At 66.8% G+C, this 20,837-nt stretch carries 18 protein-coding genes; 8 read left to right on the forward strand and 10 right to left on the reverse strand.

The window, feature by feature from the left end:
* Positions 1-4 precede the first annotated feature (4 nt).
* The 4 genes from RTQ83_RS12540 to pbpG form a co-directional block, all read right to left on the reverse strand.
* A complete protein-coding gene (locus tag RTQ83_RS12540; RefSeq protein ID WP_312514862.1) occupies positions 5-790 on the reverse strand; it encodes a BPSS1780 family membrane protein in 786 nt (261 codons plus the stop codon).
* Entirely contained in the window at positions 787-1,758 is a 972-nt protein-coding gene (locus tag RTQ83_RS12545; protein ID WP_312514864.1) for a homoserine kinase, read from the reverse strand. The genes RTQ83_RS12540 and RTQ83_RS12545 overlap by 4 nt, the downstream gene beginning before the upstream one ends.
* A gap of 64 nt (positions 1,759-1,822) precedes the next feature.
* Positions 1,823-2,365 (reverse strand): hypothetical protein, encoded by a 543-nt coding sequence (locus RTQ83_RS12550; RefSeq protein WP_312514866.1) that lies wholly within the window; start codon positions 2,363-2,365, stop codon positions 1,823-1,825.
* Positions 2,366-2,459: 94 nt separating this feature from the next.
* Complete coding sequence (pbpG, locus tag RTQ83_RS12555; RefSeq protein ID WP_312514868.1) at positions 2,460-3,311, reverse strand: D-alanyl-D-alanine endopeptidase; 852 nt, start codon at positions 3,309-3,311, stop codon at positions 2,460-2,462.
* 206 nt (positions 3,312-3,517) lie between these two features.
* Between pbpG and RTQ83_RS12560 the strand changes: the two genes are divergently transcribed.
* The 4 genes from RTQ83_RS12560 to RTQ83_RS12575 all read left to right on the forward strand — a co-directional run bounded on the left by RTQ83_RS12560 (position 3,518) and on the right by RTQ83_RS12575 (position 10,443).
* Positions 3,518-4,180 (forward strand): response regulator transcription factor, encoded by a 663-nt coding sequence (locus tag RTQ83_RS12560; protein ID WP_312514869.1) that lies wholly within the window; start codon positions 3,518-3,520, stop codon positions 4,178-4,180.
* Complete coding sequence (locus RTQ83_RS12565; RefSeq protein WP_312514871.1) at positions 4,177-5,529, forward strand: HAMP domain-containing sensor histidine kinase; 1,353 nt, start codon at positions 4,177-4,179, stop codon at positions 5,527-5,529. Before RTQ83_RS12560 ends, RTQ83_RS12565 begins: the two co-directional genes overlap by 4 nt.
* Positions 5,530-5,695: 166 nt before the next feature.
* Positions 5,696-8,470, forward strand: a complete 2,775-nt coding sequence (gene polA / locus RTQ83_RS12570) for a DNA polymerase I (RefSeq protein ID WP_312514873.1) — start codon at positions 5,696-5,698, stop codon at positions 8,468-8,470.
* A 494-nt stretch (positions 8,471-8,964) separates the two neighbouring features.
* Positions 8,965-10,443, forward strand: coding sequence for a SulP family inorganic anion transporter (locus RTQ83_RS12575; RefSeq protein WP_312514875.1), 1,479 nt, complete (start codon positions 8,965-8,967; stop codon positions 10,441-10,443).
* A 188-nt stretch (positions 10,444-10,631) separates the two neighbouring features.
* Here the strand turns inward: RTQ83_RS12575 and RTQ83_RS12580 are convergent, their stop codons facing one another.
* The gene (locus tag RTQ83_RS12580) at positions 10,632-11,360 is read right to left on the reverse strand and encodes an SDR family oxidoreductase (protein WP_312514877.1); all 729 of its coding nucleotides are present in this window, start codon (positions 11,358-11,360) and stop codon (positions 10,632-10,634) included.
* A 100-nt stretch (positions 11,361-11,460) separates the two neighbouring features.
* On the opposite strand from RTQ83_RS12580, the gene RTQ83_RS12585 reads away from it, so the two are divergent.
* On the forward strand, positions 11,461-11,829 hold the full coding sequence (locus RTQ83_RS12585; RefSeq protein WP_312514879.1) for a helix-turn-helix domain-containing protein: 369 nt from the start codon (positions 11,461-11,463) through the stop codon (positions 11,827-11,829).
* A gap of 37 nt (positions 11,830-11,866) precedes the next feature.
* Here RTQ83_RS12585 and RTQ83_RS12590 read toward each other — a convergent pair whose 3' ends face one another.
* From RTQ83_RS12590 to RTQ83_RS12600, 3 genes are all read right to left on the reverse strand, one after another.
* Positions 11,867-12,592 carry a LytTR family DNA-binding domain-containing protein gene (locus RTQ83_RS12590; protein ID WP_312514881.1) on the reverse strand — a complete coding sequence of 242 codons (726 nt, stop codon included), beginning with the start codon at positions 12,590-12,592 and terminating at the stop codon, positions 11,867-11,869.
* A complete protein-coding gene (locus RTQ83_RS12595) occupies positions 12,589-13,854 on the reverse strand; it encodes a sensor histidine kinase (protein ID WP_312514883.1) in 1,266 nt (421 codons plus the stop codon). The genes RTQ83_RS12590 and RTQ83_RS12595 overlap by 4 nt, the downstream gene beginning before the upstream one ends.
* Before the next feature lie 168 nt (positions 13,855-14,022).
* Complete coding sequence (locus RTQ83_RS12600) at positions 14,023-15,642, reverse strand: methyl-accepting chemotaxis protein (RefSeq protein ID WP_312514885.1); 1,620 nt, start codon at positions 15,640-15,642, stop codon at positions 14,023-14,025.
* Positions 15,643-15,866: 224 nt separating this feature from the next.
* On the opposite strand from RTQ83_RS12600, the gene RTQ83_RS12605 reads away from it, so the two are divergent.
* The 3 genes from RTQ83_RS12605 (at position 15,867) to RTQ83_RS12615 (ending at position 18,898) form a co-directional block, all read left to right on the forward strand.
* On the forward strand, positions 15,867-16,751 hold the full coding sequence (locus tag RTQ83_RS12605) for a dienelactone hydrolase family protein (RefSeq protein WP_312514887.1): 885 nt from the start codon (positions 15,867-15,869) through the stop codon (positions 16,749-16,751).
* A 137-nt stretch (positions 16,752-16,888) separates the two neighbouring features.
* Positions 16,889-17,623 carry a ZIP family metal transporter gene (locus RTQ83_RS12610; protein ID WP_312514889.1) on the forward strand — a complete coding sequence of 245 codons (735 nt, stop codon included), beginning with the start codon at positions 16,889-16,891 and terminating at the stop codon, positions 17,621-17,623.
* Between the two features lie 18 nt (positions 17,624-17,641).
* On the forward strand, positions 17,642-18,898 hold the full coding sequence (locus RTQ83_RS12615; protein ID WP_312514891.1) for a voltage-gated chloride channel family protein: 1,257 nt from the start codon (positions 17,642-17,644) through the stop codon (positions 18,896-18,898).
* Positions 18,899-18,930: 32 nt separating this feature from the next.
* Here the strand turns inward: RTQ83_RS12615 and RTQ83_RS12620 are convergent, their stop codons facing one another.
* Together RTQ83_RS12620 and RTQ83_RS12625 are read right to left on the reverse strand one after the other, a co-directional pair.
* The gene (locus tag RTQ83_RS12620; protein ID WP_312514893.1) at positions 18,931-19,374 is read right to left on the reverse strand and encodes a phosphate ABC transporter substrate-binding protein; all 444 of its coding nucleotides are present in this window, start codon (positions 19,372-19,374) and stop codon (positions 18,931-18,933) included.
* Positions 19,375-19,379: 5 nt separating this feature from the next.
* On the reverse strand, positions 19,380-20,579 hold the full coding sequence (locus RTQ83_RS12625; protein WP_312514895.1) for a hypothetical protein: 1,200 nt from the start codon (positions 20,577-20,579) through the stop codon (positions 19,380-19,382).
* Positions 20,580-20,837: the final 258 nt, after the last annotated feature.

Genomic DNA, 20,837 nt, shown 5'->3' on the forward strand with positions numbered 1-20,837 from the left:
TTGCTTACTTGTCGAGACTAACCTTGCCCTCGACCCCCGCCACATCCTGCGGCTTGCCGAAAATCTCGCGATACCCCACATACATCGAGCACTGCAGCAGCAGCACGAACAGGAAGATCAGCCACATGATCGCCACCCGCGCGATGCTGCTGCCGCCCAGCAGCATGGTCAGCACGAAGCAGATCGCGAAGAACAGGCCGAACCACGCCAGCAGCAGCACGAGAAAGACGCGCGCGCTGCGGACCACGGCAAAGAAGCTGTAGAACACCGCCTTGAACGGCGGCATCTTCTGCCAATAGGTCAGCGGCGGTGCGAAGCATAGCGCGATCAGCGTCAATACATTCACCGCGATGAACACGAACAGCGCCAGGATGTCGCCGCCCTGGACCTGGGCCGGGGTGCCGGTGCGGCCCTGGGCCGCGACCTGTTCCCAGAACTCTTCGCTGATCGCGAAGCGCGCCACCACGGTCAGCACCAGCGACACGCCCAGGTAGATCAGGCCGATCTTGCACAGTTGCGGCAACAGCGGCTTACGAAAGCCGGTCAGGGCCACCGCCGGCGTCACGCGCTGGCCGCTGTCGATCATCAGGCAAGCCTGCATGAACGCCATCGAGAACGACGGAATCAAAATCACCGCCACCATCGCGCCCAGCAAGGGCACGGCGCTGATCAGGATGCTGAACAGGATGTTGACGAACAGCAGCGTGGTGAGCGCCGCCGGTTGTTGGCGAAACAGGCTGGCGCCGCGCTTGAGCCAGGTCCAGCCGGTCATTGCAGGCATATTGTTCATACAGGGCTAGTGGTAGGCAGCGGCGGGGCCGGGTGGGCGATGCGCTCGCGCAGGATGCGTTCGAAATGGGTCGGATCGTGCGGCGTTAAGAGTTCGGCGGCACGGGGCAGATGCAGGTCATACAGGCGCGACAGCCAGAAGCGTAGCGCGCCGGCGCGCAGCAGCGGCTGCCAGGCCTCGGCTTCGGCGGCCGTGAACGGACGCACCGCGTGGTAAGCGTCGAGCAGGGCGCGCACGCGCTCCACATCCAGCACGCCGGTGGCGAGGTCGATGCACCAGTCGTTGACGGTGACGGCGACGTCGTACAGCCAGGTGTCGACGCCGGCGAAATAAAAGTCGAAGCAGCCGCTCAGGCGCTCGCCCTCGAACATCACGTTATTGCGGAACAGGTCGGCATGCACCGGTCCGCGCGGCAACGCGCCGTACGTGCTGCCGGCCGCGAAATCGCGCTGGTAGGCCACTTCACTGTTCAGCAGCGCAGCTTCGTCGGGGTTCAGGTGCGGAATGACCGCGGGCGCGGTCGCCGCCCACCAGTCCAGGCCGCGCAGGTTCGGCTGCTGCAGCGCGAAGTCCTGCGCCGCCAGGTGCATGCGCGCCAGCATGCGGCCGACGTCGGCGCAATGCACCGGCTGCGGATCGAGCTGCGATGCCCCCTTCAGGCGGCTGACGATGATGGCCGGCTTGCCGTGCAGCGGCACCACCATCGCGCCATCGTTGTTGGCGACCGGCGCCGGCACCGGAATGCCGCGCTCGGCCAGGTGCGCCATCAGGCCGACGTAGAACGGCAGCTGCTCGAAGCGCAGGTTCTCGAAGATGGTCAGTACATACTGGCCGACTTCGGTAGTCAGAAAGAAATTGCTGTTGTCGATGCCAGAGGAAATGCCTTCGAGCCCGACGGCCTGGCCGAGCGGGAACTGCTTGATCCACTGGTGAAGGTCATCCAGCGAGACCGCGGTGAAAACTGCCATGTGCTAGCGAAAAAGGTGGAGGGTCGGATGCGCCCCGCGCAGCAAAGGCAGCGGGGCGGAACGGTCATTGTTTGGTGGTCGGCTCCAGCGCCGGCGGCGGCGGCACGTCGGCGCGCGCCGGCACGCCCGGACGCGCCGGGGCCGGGTTGACCGGTTCCGCCGCTTCCTGCTTCTTGGGATTGCCGAAATCAAATTCCATCACCTGCCACTGCGGTGCGCGGATGCCGCTGCTCTGGGCGTCGCCCGGTTGAGCGTTCCCGGCTGCAACGTTGGGTTTCATGATGTAGCGGCTCGGGCCGCTTTGTACTTCGACTTCGGTGACCTGGCCGTCGTTACTGCGCTTTTCGGTGATGCGGGTGCGCGGACGCGGCTCGATGGTGGTGGTCGGCACGTCGCTGCCCGGCTCGATGCGCTCGAGCTGCGGCGGTTCCTGCAGCGAACGCTGCGGCTGCGCCGGCTGCGCTCCCTGCTGAGTTGCCTGCGCGGCCGGCTGCGAGCGTTGCTGCTGCTGCGCGGCTGGCGTGGTTTGTTGCTGGGCGGCGGCAAAGCCGGCATGGGCGAACAGGCACAGGGTCAGGAGGGCGAGGCGGGGAGTCGTGCGCAGCATGTTGGTCACCTAATGTCGTTTAGACCATTGTAGCAAACAGCGCAGCTTCACTGTGAACTGTGTTTGCCTTCCTCCCCGGCCGGCCGGCGCCGGCTCACTGCCGCGCCAGCTTGCGAAATCCTGCCAGCCAGGTGCGCACCCGGTTGGCGTCGGCCGTGTGCGAGAGCTTGCCCTGGGCGTCGAGGAACACCATGACCGTCGGACGCTTGCGGACCGTCGCATACATCACCAGGCAGCGCCCGGCTTCCGAGATATAGCCGGTCTTCTGCAGCCGGATCCCCCAGCTGGTGCTGGCCGTGAGGCGGTTGGTGTTGCGGTACACGGTGCGCGCCTTGCCCTGGCGGATCACATAGCGGCGGTCGGTCGAATAGCGCCGTATCAGCGGTTTTTTCTCGGCCGCGATCACCAGCCTGGCCAGGTCGCTCGGCGTCGACACGTTGGCGCTCGACAGGCCGGTCGGTTCGACGTAGCGGGTGTTCTTCATGCCAAGCGCGCGCGCCTTGGCATTCATCGCCTTCACGAATTTGCGCGCGCCGCCGGGATAGTTGCGGCCGAGGGCCGATGCCGCGCGGTTTTCGGAGCTCATCAGCGCAATGTGCAGCATGGCCGCCCGCGTCAGCCGCGTGCCCACCTTCAGCCGCGACGATGAGTACTTCAGGCGGTCGACGTCGGCGCTGGTCACCTGCAGCACCTCTTTCATGTCCTGCTTCGCTTCCAGCACCACCAGGGCCGTCATCAGCTTGGTCAGCGACGCGATCGGCATGACGGTATCGGCATTCTTCTGGTACAGCACATCCTTCGACCTGGCGTCGAGGATCATCACGGCGCCCGAATTCAGGCTCGCCGGCGCGACCAGGGCGGCCGCCCCGGCACTGCGCGCGGGCGTGGTGGCGAACAGCATGCTCAGACAGGCGATGAACAGGGCAGGGAAGACGAGACGTTTCATGGATCGGGAGTGCGGTTCGCGGCGGGGGAAATCTGTAGGCTCGGCAATACTAGAGATCGACACTTAGCGTGCACTTAGCATGGATATGCTGCGCGTCCGGCCATGTTTGGACGGACTTGGACACTCCGGCACGCGCGCCGCCCTTCCGTGGCGCCGTCCGATGCGGTAAGGTGCGGGCCAGTACTGAAGGTGATGCGGGGAATGGAATGCGGGTATTGCTGGTGGAAGACGACCGGATGATCGGGGAAGCGGTGCGGCAGGCGCTGCGCGACGCCAGCTATGGCGTGGACTGGGTCGCCGACGGCGAGGCCGCACTGACCTCGCTGGCCTGCGAAGAATACGAGATGGTGCTGCTCGATCTCGGCCTGCCGCGGAGCGACGGCATGGCGGTGCTGCGCGCGATCCGCGCCGGCGGCAACCGGGTGCCGGTGCTGCTGGTGACCGCGCGCGATGCGACCGAAGACCTGGTGGCGGGCCTGGACGAAGGCGCCGACGACTACGTGGTCAAGCCATTCCAGCTGAGCGAACTGCTGGCGCGCATGCGCGCGGTGACGCGGCGCCAGGGACCGTCGGTGGGGCCGGCGCTGTCGAACGGCGTGCTGGAACTCGACCCGGCCACCCACGAGGCATCCGCGCACGGGCGCCAGGTGCGCCTGACCGGACGCGAGTTCGCGTTGCTGCACGCGCTGCTGGTGCGGCCGGGCGCGATCCTGTCGCGCGCCGATCTCGAACGCCGCATCTATGGCTGGAACGAAGAAGTGGAAAGCAACGCCGTCGAATTCCTGATCCACGCGCTGCGCAAGAAACTGGGCAGCGACGCGATCAGGAACGTGCGCGGGGTGGGCTGGATGGTGGCGCGGCCGGCATGAAGACCTCGCTGCAATTTCGCCTGTCGGCATCGATCTCGCTGGCGGTGGTGCTCGTCGCCGGCAGCGCCGCGGCCTACACCTTCGGCGCCGCCATGAGCGAAGCGCACCTGGCCCAGGACAAGCAGCTGCGCCAGACCGCGCATGCGATCTCGCGCCTGCAGACCGGGCCGGTGACGCTGGCCGGGTGGCGCAAGATCAAGGGCATCGGCGACGAAGAACGGCTGGTGGTGCGCTTCCTGGGCAGCCGCGAAGGCGCCGAGTACCACCGCGCGCCGCTGTTTTCGAACGCCATGCCGGACGGGCTGCAGACCGTGCGCGTCGGCGCCGAGGCCTGGCGCGTGTACGTGCGTAGCGGGGATGACGGCGTACGGCTGGCGGTGGCGCAGCAGACCGCGGTGCGCGACGCTGCGGCGGCCAGGACCGCGCTGCGCTCGCTGGCGCCGTTCGCCTTGCTGGGTTTGCTGCTGCCGCTGCTGGTGCACATCCTGGTGCGCAGGCTGTTCGGCCCGTTGCGCGCGCTGGCCGCCGACGTGCGCCGCCGCGGCCACGGCGACCTGGGCCAGCTCGACGCCGCCGGCCTGCCGGACGAGGTCCAGCCCTTCGTGGCCGAGATCAACCGCCTGCTGATGCGCATCGACCGTGCCATGCATGCGCAGCGCCGCTTCGTCGCCGATGCCGCCCACGAATTGCGCACGCCGCTGACCGCCCTCGGCCTGCAGAGCGAGCGCCTGGCGGCGGCCGAGATGCCGGCCGAGGCGCGCCGCCGCATGGCCGTGCTGGCCGACGGCCTGGGGCGTACGCGCCTTATGCTCGACCAGCTGCTCGCGCTCGCCCGTTCGCAGCAGGGCGGCGCCGGTGGCGCGCCCGCGGCCAGTGCCGCCCTGCAGCAGACCATCCGCGCCGTGATCGAGGACTTGTATCCGCTGGCCGAACAGCGTGCGATCGACCTCGGCGTGGTCGGCGCCGACGATGCACGGGTCGCGCTGGCCGCGCTCGACCTGCGCATGCTGGTCAAGAACCTGATCGACAATGCGATCAGGTATTCGCCGCCCGGCGCGCGGGTCGACGTGGCGGTGCGCTGCCGTGCGGACGGCGTCGAGCTGGTGGTCGACGATGCCGGCCCCGGCATCCCGGAAGGCGAGCGCGAACGCGTTTTCGACGCCTTCTACCGGGTGCTGGGCAACGGCGAAGCGTCCGGCTCCGGCCTGGGGCTGGCGATCGTCAAGGCCGTCGCCGACAAGGCCGGCGCGACGGTGACCCTGGGCCCGGTGCCGTCGTCCGCAAGCGGGCTGCGCGTGGCGGTGGTGTTTCCGGCTGCAATTCCTGGCGAACCCCCGGCGCTGCGCTAGCGGGCCGCCGCAGCCGCCTGAGGCAGGAAGACGGGCCCGGGCCTGACGTGCTTCCTGTTATCCGGTTTCTGCGATAATGATGGCTACTCCGGCGCACGGTTCTCGTTCCCGACGGCACTCCCTGCGCTCCCCATGCCGGCCTCGTTTTCTACCCAAGTTTCGCCCTATGGACAATACCCTGCTGCTCGTTGACGGTTCCAGTTATCTCTATCGCGCCTTCCACGCGCTGCCCGACCTGCGCAGCCCGGACGGCTACCCCACCGGCGCCATGCACGGCATGGTCAACATGCTGCGCCGCCTGCGCGCCGACTATCCGGCGGCCTACATCGCCTGCGTGTTCGACGCCAAGGGCAAGACCTTCCGCGACGACCTGTACCCCGAGTACAAGGCCACGCGCGCCTCGATGCCGGAAGACCTGGGCAAGCAGATCGGACCGATCCACGAAGTGGTGCGCCACCTGGGCTGGCCGATCCTGACCGTCGAAGGGGTGGAAGCGGATGACGTGATCGGCACGCTGTCGGTGCAGGCCACCAAGCGCGGCATGAACACCGTGATCTCCACCGGCGACAAGGACCTGGCGCAGCTGGTCAACGACAAGGTCATGCTCATCAATACCATGAGCAACGAAAAGCTCGACGAAGCCGGCGTCATCGCCAAGTTCGGCGTGCCGCCGAACCGCATCATCGACTACCTGACCCTGATCGGCGACACCGTCGACAACGTGCCGGGCGTGGCCAAGTGCGGCCCCAAGACCGCGCTCAAATGGCTGGCGCTGCACGACTCGCTCGATGGCGTGATGGCGAATGCCGCCAGCATCGGCGGCGCGGTCGGCGAGAACCTGCGCAATGCGCTGGAATGGCTGCCGAAGGGCCGCGAACTGATCACCGTGAAGACCGACTGCGACCTGGTCAAGCACGTGGTCTCGTTCGACGAGTCGCTGGTCGGCCGTCCGGAAGACGCCGAAGCGCTGCGCGAATTCTTCAGCCGCTACGGTTTCAAGACCATGCTGCGCGACCTGGGCGGCGCGCGTCCGGGCGACGGCAGCGTGCGTCCCGCCGCCGGCAGCGCGCCGGGCGGCGGTCCACTGAACTCGCCGGAGGGTCCGCAAGGCACGCTCGATGGCATGCCGGTCATCAAGGGCGAATACGAGACCATCCTCACCGACGAACAATTGGATAAATGGCTGGCGCTGATCGACGCCGCGCCACTGACCTCGGTCGACACCGAAACCACGTCACTCGACCCGATGACCGCAGAAATGGTTGGCATCTCGCTGTCGGTGGAAGCGGGCAAGGGCGCCTACATTCCGGTGGCGCACCGCTACGCCGGCGCGCCGGACCAGCTGACGCGCGAGCACGTGCTGGAAAAGATGCGTCCATGGCTGGAAAATCCCGCCAAGCCGAAGCTGGGCCAGAACCTGAAGTACGACATGCACATCTTCGCCAACCATGGCGTGACCTTGAAGGGCATCGTGCACGACACGCTGCTGCAATCGTACGTGTTCGAGTCGCACAAGCCGCACGACATGGACACGATGGCGATGCGCCACCTGGGCTACACCACGATTCCGTACGTGGACGTGTGCGGGAAGGGCGTCAACCAGATCTGCTTCGACCAGGTCGAACTGGCGCGCGCCACCGAATACGCGGGTGAGGATTCCGACATCACATTGCGATTGCACCAGACCATGCTGCCGCACGTCGAAGAAAACGAAGGCCTCACGCGCATCTACCGCGAGATCGAGATGCCGACCATGGAAGTGCTGCACAAGATCGAGCGCAACGGCGTCCTGATCGACAGCGAGCTGCTGGGCGTGCAGTCGGGTGAACTGGGCAAGCGCATGCAGGAACTCGAGCAGCAGGCGTATGAACTGGCCGGCGGCCCGTTCAACCTCGGCTCGCCCAAGCAGATCGGCGAGATCTTCTTCACCAAGCTGGGCCTGCCGGTGATCAAGAAGACCGCCACCGGCGCGCCGTCCACCGACGAGGAAGTGCTGCAGAAGCTGGCCGAGGATTATCCGCTGCCGAAGATCCTGCTCGAGCACCGCGGCATGTCGAAGCTGAAGTCGACCTACACCGACAAGCTGCCGAAGATGGTCAACCCGAACACCGGCCGCGTGCACACCAATTATGCGCAGGCGGTGGCGATCACCGGCCGCCTGTCGTCGAACGAGCCGAACCTCCAGAACATCCCGGTGCGCAACGCCGAGGGCCGCCGCATCCGCGAAGCCTTCATCGCGCCGCCAGGCAGCGTGATCGTCTCGGCCGACTATTCGCAGATCGAGCTGCGCATCATGGCGCACATCTCGGGCGACGCGGCGATGCTGAAAGCCTTCGCCGAGGGCGAGGACATCCACCGCGCTACCGCCGCCGAGATCTTCGGCATCCCGGGCGAAGAAGTGCAGAGCGAACAGCGCCGCTACGCCAAGGTCATCAACTTCGGCCTGATCTACGGCATGAGCGCCTTCGGCCTGGCCCAGAACCTGGGCATCGAGCGCGGCGCCGCCGGCAACTACATCGAACGCTACTTCGCGCGCTTCTCGGGCGTGAAGCAGTATATGGATGAAACCCGTTTGCAGGCAAAGGCGCGCGGCTATGTGGAGACCGTGTTCGGCCGCCGCCTGTGGCTGCCGGAGATTAACTCCCCGAACGGCCCGCGCCGCGCCGGCGCCGAACGCGCGGCGATCAATGCGCCGATGCAGGGCACGGCGGCCGACCTGATCAAGCTGGCGATGATCGCGGTGCAAAACTGGATCGAGAGCGAAAGGCTCGGCACGCGCATGATCATGCAGGTGCACGACGAATTGGTGCTCGAAGTGCCGGACGCCGAACTGGAACTGGTGCGCGTCAAGCTGCCGGAGCTGATGGCGGGCGTGGCCAGGCTGAACGTGCCGCTGCTGGCGGAGACTGGCGTGGGCAAGAACTGGGAGGAAGCGCACTAAGGATAGGGGCTGGCCGCTCTCTCCATCAATTACCGGTGCGCCTTCGCTAGATAGCGGTCAGCCCAGATCTTTGCTTGTGCGTCGAGCGCGCTTCGCCGCCGGAAGGCAATGCGGCGCGCCTGCACGCGCTGCCGGACGGCGCCGCCGCGCCTTGACGCGTTCTCGTGTTGCACTGCAAAATACCGCCCATGATCGCATCGCGCACCACGTCCGGACCGCAAGTCCATGCCCCCGCCGGCATGGCGTGGACGCGCTTTGTCCAGAACGCCCTGGAAGCGGTTTCCTTCCCCGGCGCCGGGCTGCCGCGCGGTTACTTCTGCTCGGTCACTCCGCCCTGATTCCTCCCGTCCTGCGCTGAACGCGTACCCGATGTCCGCCATGCGACATCGGCTGCATCGCCATTGCCTTGCCGTGCAGCGCACCGCCGCACGGCCCGCACATTCATCTGAATTCCGCCCGTCGATCCGATGGATCCGGGCCGGGAAGGACTCTTCATGCATCTACCAACGATTCGCCAGGAATGGCTTTCGAATATCCGTCACGATCTGCTGGCCGGCCTCGTCGTCGCCCTGGCCCTGATTCCCGAAGCGATCGCGTTTTCCATCATCGCCGGCGTCGACCCCAGGGTCGGCCTGTACGCCTCGTTTTCCATCGCGGTCCTGACCGCATTCTTCGGCGGCCGGCCGGGCATGATCTCGGCCGCCACCGGCGCGATGGCGCTGGTCATGGTCAGCCTGGTGCGCGAACACGGCCTCGACTACCTGCTGGCCGCCACCATCCTGGCCGGCGCGCTGCAGGTGCTTGCCGGCCGGGTCGGGCTGGGCCGCCTGATGCGCTTCGTCTCGCGCTCGGTGGTCACCGGCTTCGTCAACGCACTGGCGATCCTGATCTTCCTGGCCCAGCTGCCCGAGCTGACGGGCGTGACCTGGCACGTGTATGCGCTGACCGGCGCGGGCCTCGCCATCATCTACGGCCTGCCGCGCCTGACGCGCGCGGTGCCGTCGCCGCTGGTGGCGATCGTGGTGCTGACTGCCGTCTCGATCGCGCTCGGACTGGACGTGCGCACCGTGGGCGACATGGGTCAGCTGCCCGACAGCCTGCCGTCGTTCCTGCTGCCCGACGTGCCGTTTACGCTCGATACCTTGCAGATCATCCTGCCGTACTCGGTTACCTTGACGTTGGTGGGCCTGCTCGAATCGCTGATGACGGCCACCATCGTCGACGACATGACCGACACCCCGAGCGACAAGAACCGCGAATGCGTGGGCCAGGGCCTGGCCAATATCGTCACCGGCTTCATCGGCGGCATGGCCGGCTGCGCCATGATCGGCCAGCCGATGATCAACGTGAAGTCGGGTGGGCGCACGCGCCTGTCGACGCTGACCGCCGGCGTGGTGCTGCTGGTGCTGGTGGTGTTCCTGGGCGACTGGGTGCGGCGCATCCCGATGGCGGCACTGGTGGCGGTGATGATCATGGTCTCGGTCGGCACCTTCAGCTGGGCCTCGCTGCGCGGCCTGCGCAGCAATCCCCGCAGTTCGAGCGTGGTGATGCTGGCGACCGTCGTCGTCACCGTCGCCACCCACGACCTGGCCAAGGGCGTGCTCACCGGGGTGCTGCTGTCGGGCGTGTTCTTCGCGCAGAAGGTCGGACGCATGCTCGTAGTGAGCGTGCGCGACGAGGAGGGCGGACGCGTGCGCCGCTACCAGGTCGCCGGCCAGGTGTTCTTCGCCTCGTCCGACCAGCTGTTCCACGCATTCGACTATGGCGCCGTGGCGCCGCAGGTGCACATCGACGTCAGCCAGGCCCACTTCTGGGACATCACCGCCGTCGGCGCGCTGGACAAGGTGGTGCTCAAGCTGCGCCGCGCCGGCGCGATGGTCGAGGTGCATGGATTGAACCAGGCCAGCGCTACCATGATCGACCGGTTCGGCGTGCATGACAAGGAAGGTGCCATGCTCTCCCACGGGCATTGAAGGCTCGCCAGCATTGCAGGCAGGACCAGGCGCGATCCGCATCAACAGCATCTACCGAGGCATCACCGACATCCCGATGCTCCACCGCCTGGGCGACGAGGCGCGCTTCGTCACCGGGTAGAGCGTGATGGCCGATGGCGGCTTCACGCTGGCTTCGATGTCATGCCTGCGGCCGGCCTGGCGCTCGTTCAGGCGATCATGCCGCCGTCGATCACGAGTTCGGCGCCGCCGACATAGCGGCTGTCGTCGCTGGCCAGGAACAGGGCCGCATCCGCCACTTCCTGCGGCAGCCCCATGCGGCCGAAGGGAATCCGGCCCGTCAGCACGGACCGCACCTCGTCGCTGGCCCGGGCGAACATCGGCGTGTCGGTCGGTCCAGGACTCAGGGTGTTGACCCGGATGCGGCGTGGCGCGAGTTCGGCCGTCCAGGTGCGCGCATAGGAGCGCACCGCTGCCTTGGTCGCGGAATAGGTGCCGTAACCGGGATTGGCGATCGATCCCGCGACCGACCCCACCAGCACGATGGCGCCGCCGTTGGTCATGCGCCGTACCGCGCGCTGGACGGTAAACAGCATGCCGCTCACGTTCAGCCCGAATGCGGCGTCGACGTGTTCCGGAGTGGTTTCGTCCAGCGTGGAAAATTCGGAAATCCCGGCCGAGGTGACCAGGATGTCGAGTCCGGCGCCGGCGGCGTCGATCGCGTCGAACAGGCGGTCGAGATCCCCGCTGTTCGTCACGTCCCCGAGAATCGCCGTGCAGCGCGTCCCGAGCGCCGCGGCGGCCGTGTCGAGCTGCGCCTGGCGCCGCCCGATGATAAACACGCGTGCGCCTTCATCCGCGAAACGCTGCGCGATCGCGAGGCCGATGCCGCTGCTGCTGCCGGTCACCAGGGCCGTCTTTCCTTCGAGTTTCAACATGGTCGTTCCTTGTGGGGGGATGGACAATGGATGATACATTTCGTATATTTGGTGTCAATTACGCACCAGATATAGATTAGATATACGAAAGGAAACCGTCATGACTGTGCCACTCGAAACGATACTGTTGGAAATTAACGGCACCAGGCCGGTGCTGGAGCAGGTCGCCAACAAGTGGTCGGTGCTGATCCTTGCCGTCCTGTGCACCCAGCCATCGCGCTTCAATGCGATCAAGCGGCGCCTCGACCCGATCACGCACAAGGCGCTGACCGAGGCGTTGCGCCGGCTGGAGCGAAACGGCCTGGTCCACCGCAACGTGATCGCGACGTCGCCGGTGGCGGTGGAGTATTCGATCACGCCGCTGGGACGTACGCTGCAGGAGCCGTTTGTCGCGCTGATCGCATGGGCCAAGGAGTACGGCCCCGCGCTGGCCTCGGCGCGCGCCGATGCCGAGGCGGACAAGAACTAATCCCGCTCCTTGCGACGTGTGGCGCGCGCCGGACGACCTACATCTGCCTGAACTGGCGCGCGAACGCTTCGCTCACCGGATAGGTCTCGCGCCGTCCACGCAGGTGCAGCAGCATGGCGGCGCCTTGCCGCTCGATGCGGTCGATTTCGCGCAGGTTAACGATGGTGCTGCGGTGGATCTGCGTGAACTGCTGCGGGTCTAGCTGTTCGATCAGCGTCTTGAGCGGGGTGCGGATCAGCGCTTCGCCGGCGCCGCTGACCACGCGCGTGCATTTGCCGTCGGCCTGGAACAGCACCACGTCGTCGACCATGATCAGGCGCACCGTGTCGCCCAGCGAGGCCTTGATCCACTTGATGTGGCGCGGCGTCTGTGGTGCCTCCGGAACCGGCACCGGGCGCCGGGCCGCCGAGCGGGTGCGCAGCCGGTTCACCGTGGCCGCCAGCCGCGCCATCGTGATCGGCTTGACCAGGTAGTCGACCGCGCCGGCATCGAACGCCTGCAATGCGTGGCTGCCGAAGGCGGTCACGAACACGATCTGGCTCGACGGCGGCGCTTGGCGCGCGACCTCGATGCCGTCGATGCCGGGCATCTGGATGTCGAGGAACAGCACGTCCGGCTGCAGCGCGTGCAACATGCGCAGCGCTTCGACGCCGTCGGCGGCTTCGCCCACCAGCGTCAGTTCGGGCCACAGGTCGGCCAGCTTGTCGCGCAGTTCGGCGCGCAGCAGCGGTTCGTCTTCGACGATCAGGGCGGTTGGATTCAAACCGGTTCTTTCCGTGGAATGCGCAGGGTTGCCAGGACGCCGCCGTGTGCGCCCGGTTCGACGCGCAGCGCCGCCGCCGGGCCATACAGCAGTTGCAGGCGCTGGTGGATGTTGGCCAGGCCGACGCCATCGCCCGCTGCCGCCTCGCCCAGGCCGGCGCCGTCGTCGCGCACCGACAGCTCGATCCAGCGTTCGGCGCCGCGGCAAGCCACCACGATGGTGCCGGGCCGCGCGGCGCGCTCCAGGCCATGCTTGACCGCGTTCTCGACCAGCGAGACCAGCATCGCCGGCGGCACCGGACAATCCAGCAGCGCCGGATCGACCTCGATACCGAAACGCAGGCGCTCGCCCATGCGGATCTGCATCAGGCTCAGGTAATGCTCGGCCAGCTCGATCTCGCGCCCCACGGTGGACGATTCGGTGCGCATGTCCGGCAGCGCCGCCTGCAGGTATCCGACCAGGTGGTCGACCATGGTCTGGGCGCGTTCGGCATCGGTACGGATCAGGTATTTCAGGTTGGCCAGCGTGTTGTACAGGAAGTGTGGCTCGACCTGGGCCTGCATCGCGTGCAGCCTGGCCTGCAACGCGCTGCGTTCCAGCTCGCGGGTGCGCACGGCGGCATCCATCGATGCGCGCCGCGTATGCAGGGCGCGTTCGAGTTCGGCGCATACCTTGTCGACCAGGGCCAGGCCTTGGCCCAGCTGCAGCGCCAGGCGGGTGAGGCCGGGCCGGCGCTGCACATGGACCCGCGTCAGGCCGCTGCCGTGCTGTTCGACCGTGATGCGCAGCGCGCCTTCGTACCAGAACGGCCGCACACGCCCGATGGTGATGCGGCCGGTGAACGGGTTGTGGCGGAATGCGGCCGGGCGCGCGTAGCCGAGCGTTTCGGCCATGCCGATGCTCGACAGCCGGTCGGCGCACAGGTCGAAGGTGGAGATCGGATCGAGCGGCGAGGTGAAGTCTCGCGCCGGCGCGGACGAGATCATCGCTTCGCTCAGGACGCCGCCTGCTTCGCGCAGTTCGGCCAGCTGGTGGCGTGCACGCGCGACCGCCACCAGGGCCAGCATGCAGCAGGTGACGATGCCGCTGAACGCGGCCGGGCGCGCCGACGCCTTCATCCACGGATCGAGCAGCGAATCGATCACGATCAGGATCGGCAGGCCACACAGCAGCGCGACCGGCCACGAAGCGCGCCAGATGAAGCGTCGCGCCAGGACGCGTTGGGCCGGCGTATCGGGCAGTTCGCTATAACTGATGTCCATGCTCGCCTCGTGATGTGTCGTTCGAGGCATTGTAAGGCAAGCAGGCAGGCTGTTTTCCGGGATGCGACGAATGCCGGGAAACAGCGCCGTTCTGGGCCGCCGGCGCGGATGAATGCCCGCCGGCCCGGGTGTGAAAACGATCGTTACCGTTCCGACGACACTGCTTGACTAGGCCATTTCCAGCGCAGCGCGCGGCGCCGGGGCCGGCCGGGCCAGGCTGCGGCGGCCAGCAGCATCATCGTGCTGCGCCAGCTTGAATGCCGCCGCCACCTGCGCCAGGCGCGCTGCCTGCTCCTGCATGCTGGCCGCCGCAGCCGCCGCCTGCTCGACCAGCGCCGCGTTCTGCTGCGTCATCTGGTCCATCTGGGTCACGGCCACGTTCACCTGATCGATGCCGGCGCGCTGTTCCTGGCTGGCGCTGGTGATCTCGGACATCATGTCGGTCACGCGCGCCACGCTTGACACCACATCGGTCATGGTGGCGCCGGCCTGCTGCACCAGCGTCGTGCCGGCGTTCACCTGGGTCATCGAGTCGCCGATCAGGGTCTTGATTTCCTTGGCCGCGCTAGCCGAGCGCTGCGCCAGGTTGCGCACTTCGGCCGCCACCACGGCGAAGCCGCGACCCTGTTCGCCGGCGCGCGCCGCTTCCACCGCCGCGTTCAGCGCCAGGATATTGGTCTGGAAGGCGATGCCGTCGATGACGCCGGTGATGTCGGCGATCTTGCGCGCCGAGGCGTCGATCGAGCCCATCGTGTTGACCACCTGGCCGACGATGGCGCCGCCACGCTCGGCCACTTCGGAGGCCGCCTGCGCCAGGCCGTTGGCCTGCAGCGCGTTGTCGGCGTTCTGGCGCACGGTGGAAGTCAGTTCTTCGATCGAGGCCGCGGTTTCTTCGAGCGAGCTGGCTTGCTGCTCGGTGCGCGCCGACAGGTCGAGGTTGCCGGCGGCGATCTCGGTGGAGGCGGTGGAAATCGCGGTGGTGCCGTGCTGGACCTGCGACACCACCGACACCAGGGCGTCGTTCATGGTGTGCAGGGCGCGCATCAGGTCGCCCACTTCGTCTTTCGGGTAGTTGCCGAAGTGGTTGCCCAGGTTGCCCGAAGCGACGGTCTCGGCCACCGACACGGCCGAGCCGAGCGGGGCGGTGATGCTGCGCGTGATCAGGAAGGCGCCGACCGAACCCAGCGCCACCGTCAGCAGGCCGAGCGCGATCACCAGGCGGGTGCTTCGCGCGTTGGCCGCTTCGATCCGGTGCGCGGTGTCGTCGATCGCCTTGCGCTGCAGTTGCAGCAGGCTCAGCACTTTGGCGCCGTAGTTGGCGGCGGCCGGCGCGAACACCTCGTCGTACTGGCGTTCGGCGGCGGGACCATCGCCGGCCTTGCGCGCATCCATGACGGCGACCTTGCCATCCTGATACTTCTTGCGCAGGCCAAGGATTGCCTGCAGCGTCTCTTTTTCTTCCGGCGAATCCAGCAAGGCCTCGACCTTTTTCAGGATCACGGTGGTGTCGGCCACGCTGTCGGCGATCGGCTTGGCGAACACGGTGGACAGGGTGCTGTCGGTGCTGCGCGCGATCAGCGAGGTGCGCGCGATGGCGGAATAGGTCAGCACGTACCAGTCCGAGACCAGGCGTTCCTTGGCCAGCGGCTTGTCCATCATCTGCTTGGTGGCAGCGGCGCTGGAGTAGGTGGTGTAGAGGGCGGTGGCCGTGCCGGCAAGCGCCAGAATCAGGATGACGGCGAAGCCGACGGCGAGACGGGAGCCGATGCGCATGTTCGTTAACAGCATGTCGTTAATCCGTTGAAACGGGAAATTCCGCAAAGCAAGTATCTATGCTTTAAGTCTGAAAGGAAACGAAAAAAAGTGTGGCTGTTGTAATGACGCAGCATCTCGGCCATTGCCTGAAATATAACGACCGATGGCAAAAATTTACTCATCCGTGCGCATGGTGTGCGCCCTGTTCCGCGATGCTAAACTGGCAAGCCTGTTCAATACCGATCAAGGGGATGACCATGAAAGACCTCGTCAACGACGGCAACAGCCTGCTCGGCGCCAGCACCTACAACGACGGCATCAAGCGCCGCGACTTCCTGAAAGCGTCGCTCGGCGCCGGTTTCGCCAGCGCGGCGCTGCCGGTGGTAGCGCAAACCGTGATCCAGACCGACACCGAAGGCCTGGACGCGTCCGACAGCATCCTCGTCATCAACGGCCAGGACGTGCCGGTGTACCGCGCCCAGCCGCGCGGCAAGACCGACGTTCCGGTGATCCTAGTGATCTCCGAGATCTTCGGTGTGCACGAGCACATCAAGGACGTGGCGCGCCGCTTCGCCAAGCAGGGCTACATGGCGATCGCGCCGGACCTGTTCGTGCGCCAGGGCGACCCGACCAAGGTGGCGAACATCGCCGACCTGATGAAGGACATCATCGCCAAGACCCCGGATGCGCAGGTCATGTCCGACCTCGACACCGTGGTGGCCTGGGCCAAGCAGCGCGGCGGCAATACCGAGAAGCTGGCCATCACCGGTTTCTGCTGGGGCGGCCGCATCACCTGGCTGTACGCGGCGCACAACCTGAACGTGAAAGCCGGCGTGGCCTGGTACGGCCGCCTGGTGGGCGAGTCGACCGCCAATTCGCCCAAGCACCCGATCGACGTGGCGCAGAACCTGAAGGTGCCGGTGCTCGGCCTGTACGGCGGCAAGGACACCGGTATTCCGCTCGATTCGGTCGAGCGCATGCGCGCCGCGCTGGACAAGGGCAACAGCCGTTCGAGCATCCATGTGTACCCGAATTCGGGCCACGCCTTCCACGCCGACTACCGTCCGAGCTACAACGAAGCGGATGCGAAGGACGGCTGGAACCGGGCGTTGGCCTGGTTCCGCCAGCACGGCGTGTCCTGACGCCCACGCGCTCTGCACGGCGGCGGGCCGGGGACGGTACAATGTCCGGTTTTGCGGCTCGTCGCAAGTAAAGAACAAGAGGCTTTGAAATCGACCCGCTTTTAGACCCGACACTGGGCTCCATCCTGCTGGCGACCGTGGTCGCCGGCGTCGTCAGCATCTCCGGGGCGGCCTTCTTCTCGTTCACGCTGCTCTCGAAAGCGGTGGAGAAGATGGTCAGCCTGTCGGTCGGCATCATGCTGGCGACCTCGCTGCTGCACGCGCTGCCGGAAGCCTTCGACTCCGGCGCCGACACGCACAGCCTGTTCGCCACCTTGCTGGGCGGGCTGCTGGCGTTCTTCCTGCTCGAGAAGGTGGCGCTGCTGCGCCACTCGCACCACCACGAGGGCGACGGCCACCACCACGCCCATGGCCACGACGCGCGCGAAGCCGGCAAGTCGGGCTGGATGATCCTGCTCGGCGACGGCATGCACAACTTCACCGACGGCATCCTGATCGCGGCGGCGTTCCTGGCCAATCCCGAGCTGGGCATCGTCACCGCGCTGGCGATCGTGGCGCACGAGATTCCGCAGGAGATCGGCGACTTCATCGTGCTGCTCAACGCCGGCTTCTCGCGCCTGCGCGCGTATGTGTTCAACCTGCTGTGCAGCCTGATGGCGGTGGCGGGCGGCTTGCTCGGCTATTTCACGCTGGACCGGGCCAGCGGGCTGATTCCGTATGTGCTGGTGTTCGCGTCGTCGGGCTTCATCTATATCGCGGTGAGCGACCTGATGCCGCAGATGCAGCGCCGTGCGACGGTGCGCGAATCGGTGCCGCAGGTGGCGCTGATCGCGCTGGGCGTGGCGGCGGTGGTGGCGCTGCACGCGTTTTAAGATAACGACGGGGCCAGCATGCATCGTCCACGCCGCCCCGCGCTGTTCGACCTGCTGGCCCATATGGCAAAGTGGATCCTGCTGTCGCTGGCGGTGGCGATCCTGGCCGGCACCGCTTCCGCCTTGTTCCTGTTCGCCCTTGACTGGGCCACCAGCACCCGCACCGCGCATCCCTGGCTGATCTGGTTTCTGCCCATCGCCGGCTTCGTGGTCGGCTGGATCTACCTGCGCTTCGCCGGCCGCGCCGAATCCGGCAACAACCTGCTGATCGACGAGATCCACGACCCCAAGCAAACCATCCCGCTGCGCATGGCCCCCCTGGTGCTGGCCGGCACCGTCGTCTCGCACCTGTTCGGCGCCTCGGTCGGCCGCGAGGGCACCGCCGTGCAGATGGGTGGCGCCCTGGCCGACCAGATCACGCACCGCCTCAAGCTGTCGATGGACGACCGCCGCATCGTCCTGATGGCCGGCATCGCCGCCGGTTTCGCCTCGGTGTTCGGCACGCCCCTGGCCAGCGCCGTGTTCGCGCTCGAAGTGCTGGTCATCGGCCGCCTGCGCTACGATGCCATGCTGCCGTGCCTGGTGGCCGCTGTCGTGGCCGATGCGGTCGGCCTGTGGTGGGGCGTGCGCCATACCCACTATCCGCTGGGCGCCATTGCGCCGCTGTCGGCATGGGGCGTCGCCGCCATGATGCTGGCCGGCGCCCTGTTCGGGCTGGCGGCCCGCGCGTTCGCTGCATCGACCCATGCGCTGGGCGGCTGGATGCGCCGCCGCATTGGCTACGCGCCGCTGCGTCCATTCGTGGGTGGCCTGGTAGTCGCGGTTGCGGTGTGGCTGATCGGCAGCGATCGTTATATCGGGTTGGGCATCCCGGTGATCGTCGAATCGTTCCAGCACCCGGTCGCCTGGTACGACTCGCTGGCCAAGATGGCGTTCACCGTGCTTTCGCTCGGGACCGGCTTCAAGGGCGGGGAGGTGACGCCGCTGTTCTACATCGGCGCCACGCTGGGCAATGCGCTGGCGCCGCTGCTGCACATGCCGTTCGCGCTGCTGGCCGCGATCGGCTTCGTGGCGGTGTTCGCAGGGGCGGCCAATGTGCCGCTGGCGTCGACCCTGATGGCGATGGAACTGTTCGGCGCCGACATCGGCGTGTATGCGATGGTGGCCTGCGTTGTCAGCTACCTCGTCTCGGGCCATGCGGGTATCTACAGTGCGCAACGTACCGGCCGCGCCAAGCCGGGCTGGCGGCAGTCGGGACGCGACGGAGCGGAGTAAGCACGGCAAGCAGCAGCCCGGCAGCGGCGCCGTCAGCGCACCGTCAGCACTTCACGCACGCTGGAATCCATCGCCGAGCGCTCGACATACCCGATCATGCCCGGGTTCTCGGCGATCAGCTTGCGCATGGCGGCGCTGCCGTTTACCTCGGCGGGCGGCTGGCCGCGGCCGGTGAAAATCAGCCTGCTCCAGTAGGCCTTCATCAGCGCCGGCGAGCGGTTCACCAGGGTGCCGTAAAAGCGGTCGCGCAGTGGCGAACCGAGATTCTGATCGATCGCCACCACCTCGCTGCCGTCGGGGAAGCGCCGGCTTTGCGCCAGGAAGATCTCGGCGACCTGCTCGGGGCTCAGCGCGACGACTGTGCTGCGCGCCGAGACGATCACCGCCAGATCGGATGCCCGGGCATGCATGAACGGCAGCGGCAGCGCCAGGCCGAGGGCGATACCGAGCAGCAAAGCAGTTGGCAAACGGTTCATCGTGTTCAAAATACGACATCCATGCCCAGGCTGACCACGCCGAAGGCATGGCCCGAACGAAAGCCCGGCTGTACATTGATCAGGGTGCCGATCGAACCACCACGCGGCGTGACGCGATCGACCTGCGCCTTGAGCGCGATGTTCGGCGCGACGTCCCAGCGCACGCCGATGCTGGCCGTGTCCTGGACACCGATCTGGCTCAGCTGGAAATTCAAGGCCTGGTTCAGGAAGCCGGCGGCGCCCGCGGCGTCGGGCGGCAAATCGTCGAGCGCCAGTCCGGCGATCCGGGTCGGCATGTTCGCGACCAGGCGCGCATAGGTCGCATACGGCGCCAGGTTGCCGAAGCGGTAGCCGGCCGACAGATAGGATGCGGTCTGGTCGCCCAGCAGCGAACCGGTGTTGACGCGGCCGCTTTCGCCGATGACGAACAGGTCGCCCGTGTCGTAATTGAACCCGGCGCTGAAGACACGCACATGGCGCTTGCCGAAATCGTAGCGGTTGGCCAGCGCCTGGCCTTGCGCGCCGAACTCGCGCAAGCCGTCGAACAGCGCTTCCGCCCCGGGCACGACCAGCAGCGACTGGGCCGCCGTGAAGCGCAGCGTCAATGCGCCGATGCTGGCGCTTTCGGTGATGCCGACGATATTGCGCGCCTTGCCCTTGATGTCCTTGTTCAGCTGCGCCGTGGCGCGTCCGAGCGATACCGTGGTTTCATGCTTGACCGCCCCGGTGTGCCAGCGATAGGAGGCATCCACGCCATCGCTGTTCGAGATCGGTATCAGGCTGTACAACTCGACCGGCGCGCGCAGCCACGGCAAGGCATAGCCGACCTTGCGGTAGTCGGCCGCCACGAACAGGGGCAGCGCGATGCGGCCAACGCGCAGCGACAGGTCGGGCGTGGCCTGGAACTTGACGTTGGCCCAGGTGAGGTAAGTCCTGTACGAACCACCGATGCTTTTTTCCTGTGTCGCCTGGACCACCGCCGACCAGCGCTTGTCGAACTGCGCGTCCAGCTGCGCGCCGGCGCGGCTGTCCACATCGAACGCCCATGCCTTGGAGTGGCCGGCCTGGCCAGGGGAATTCGGGTTGACCGTATAGTCGCCCTGGTCCTCGGTCGAATGGGCAGCAGCGACTGTGCCGAATCCGCTCAGTTTCCATGTGGCCTGCGCTTGTGCGTTGCCAGCTCCCCAGACAAGCAGGCAAGACATCAGCGCTGAACGCATGACGTTGCGTGCGAGACGAGGAAGGGGCGGGAATGGCATCTTGATCGATCGGGATTGACAACGTTGACAGCAATGGCCGGCAGCAACGCGCGCTATCGCAAGCAATTGCATATCGGAGGAACGGGCCAGGCCTGCAGCGTCGACGGTACAACGCGCGCCGCTCGATGGGCGCGCCGTGCACTTCGAAATAGGGATTTGAACACCTGGAAAGCGCCTGTGTGAAGGCCAGCGGAAGGCAGTATT

The organism is Massilia sp., from assembly GCF_031995545.1.
In the GTDB taxonomy this organism is placed as follows: Bacteria; Pseudomonadota; Gammaproteobacteria; order Burkholderiales; family Burkholderiaceae_D; genus Telluria.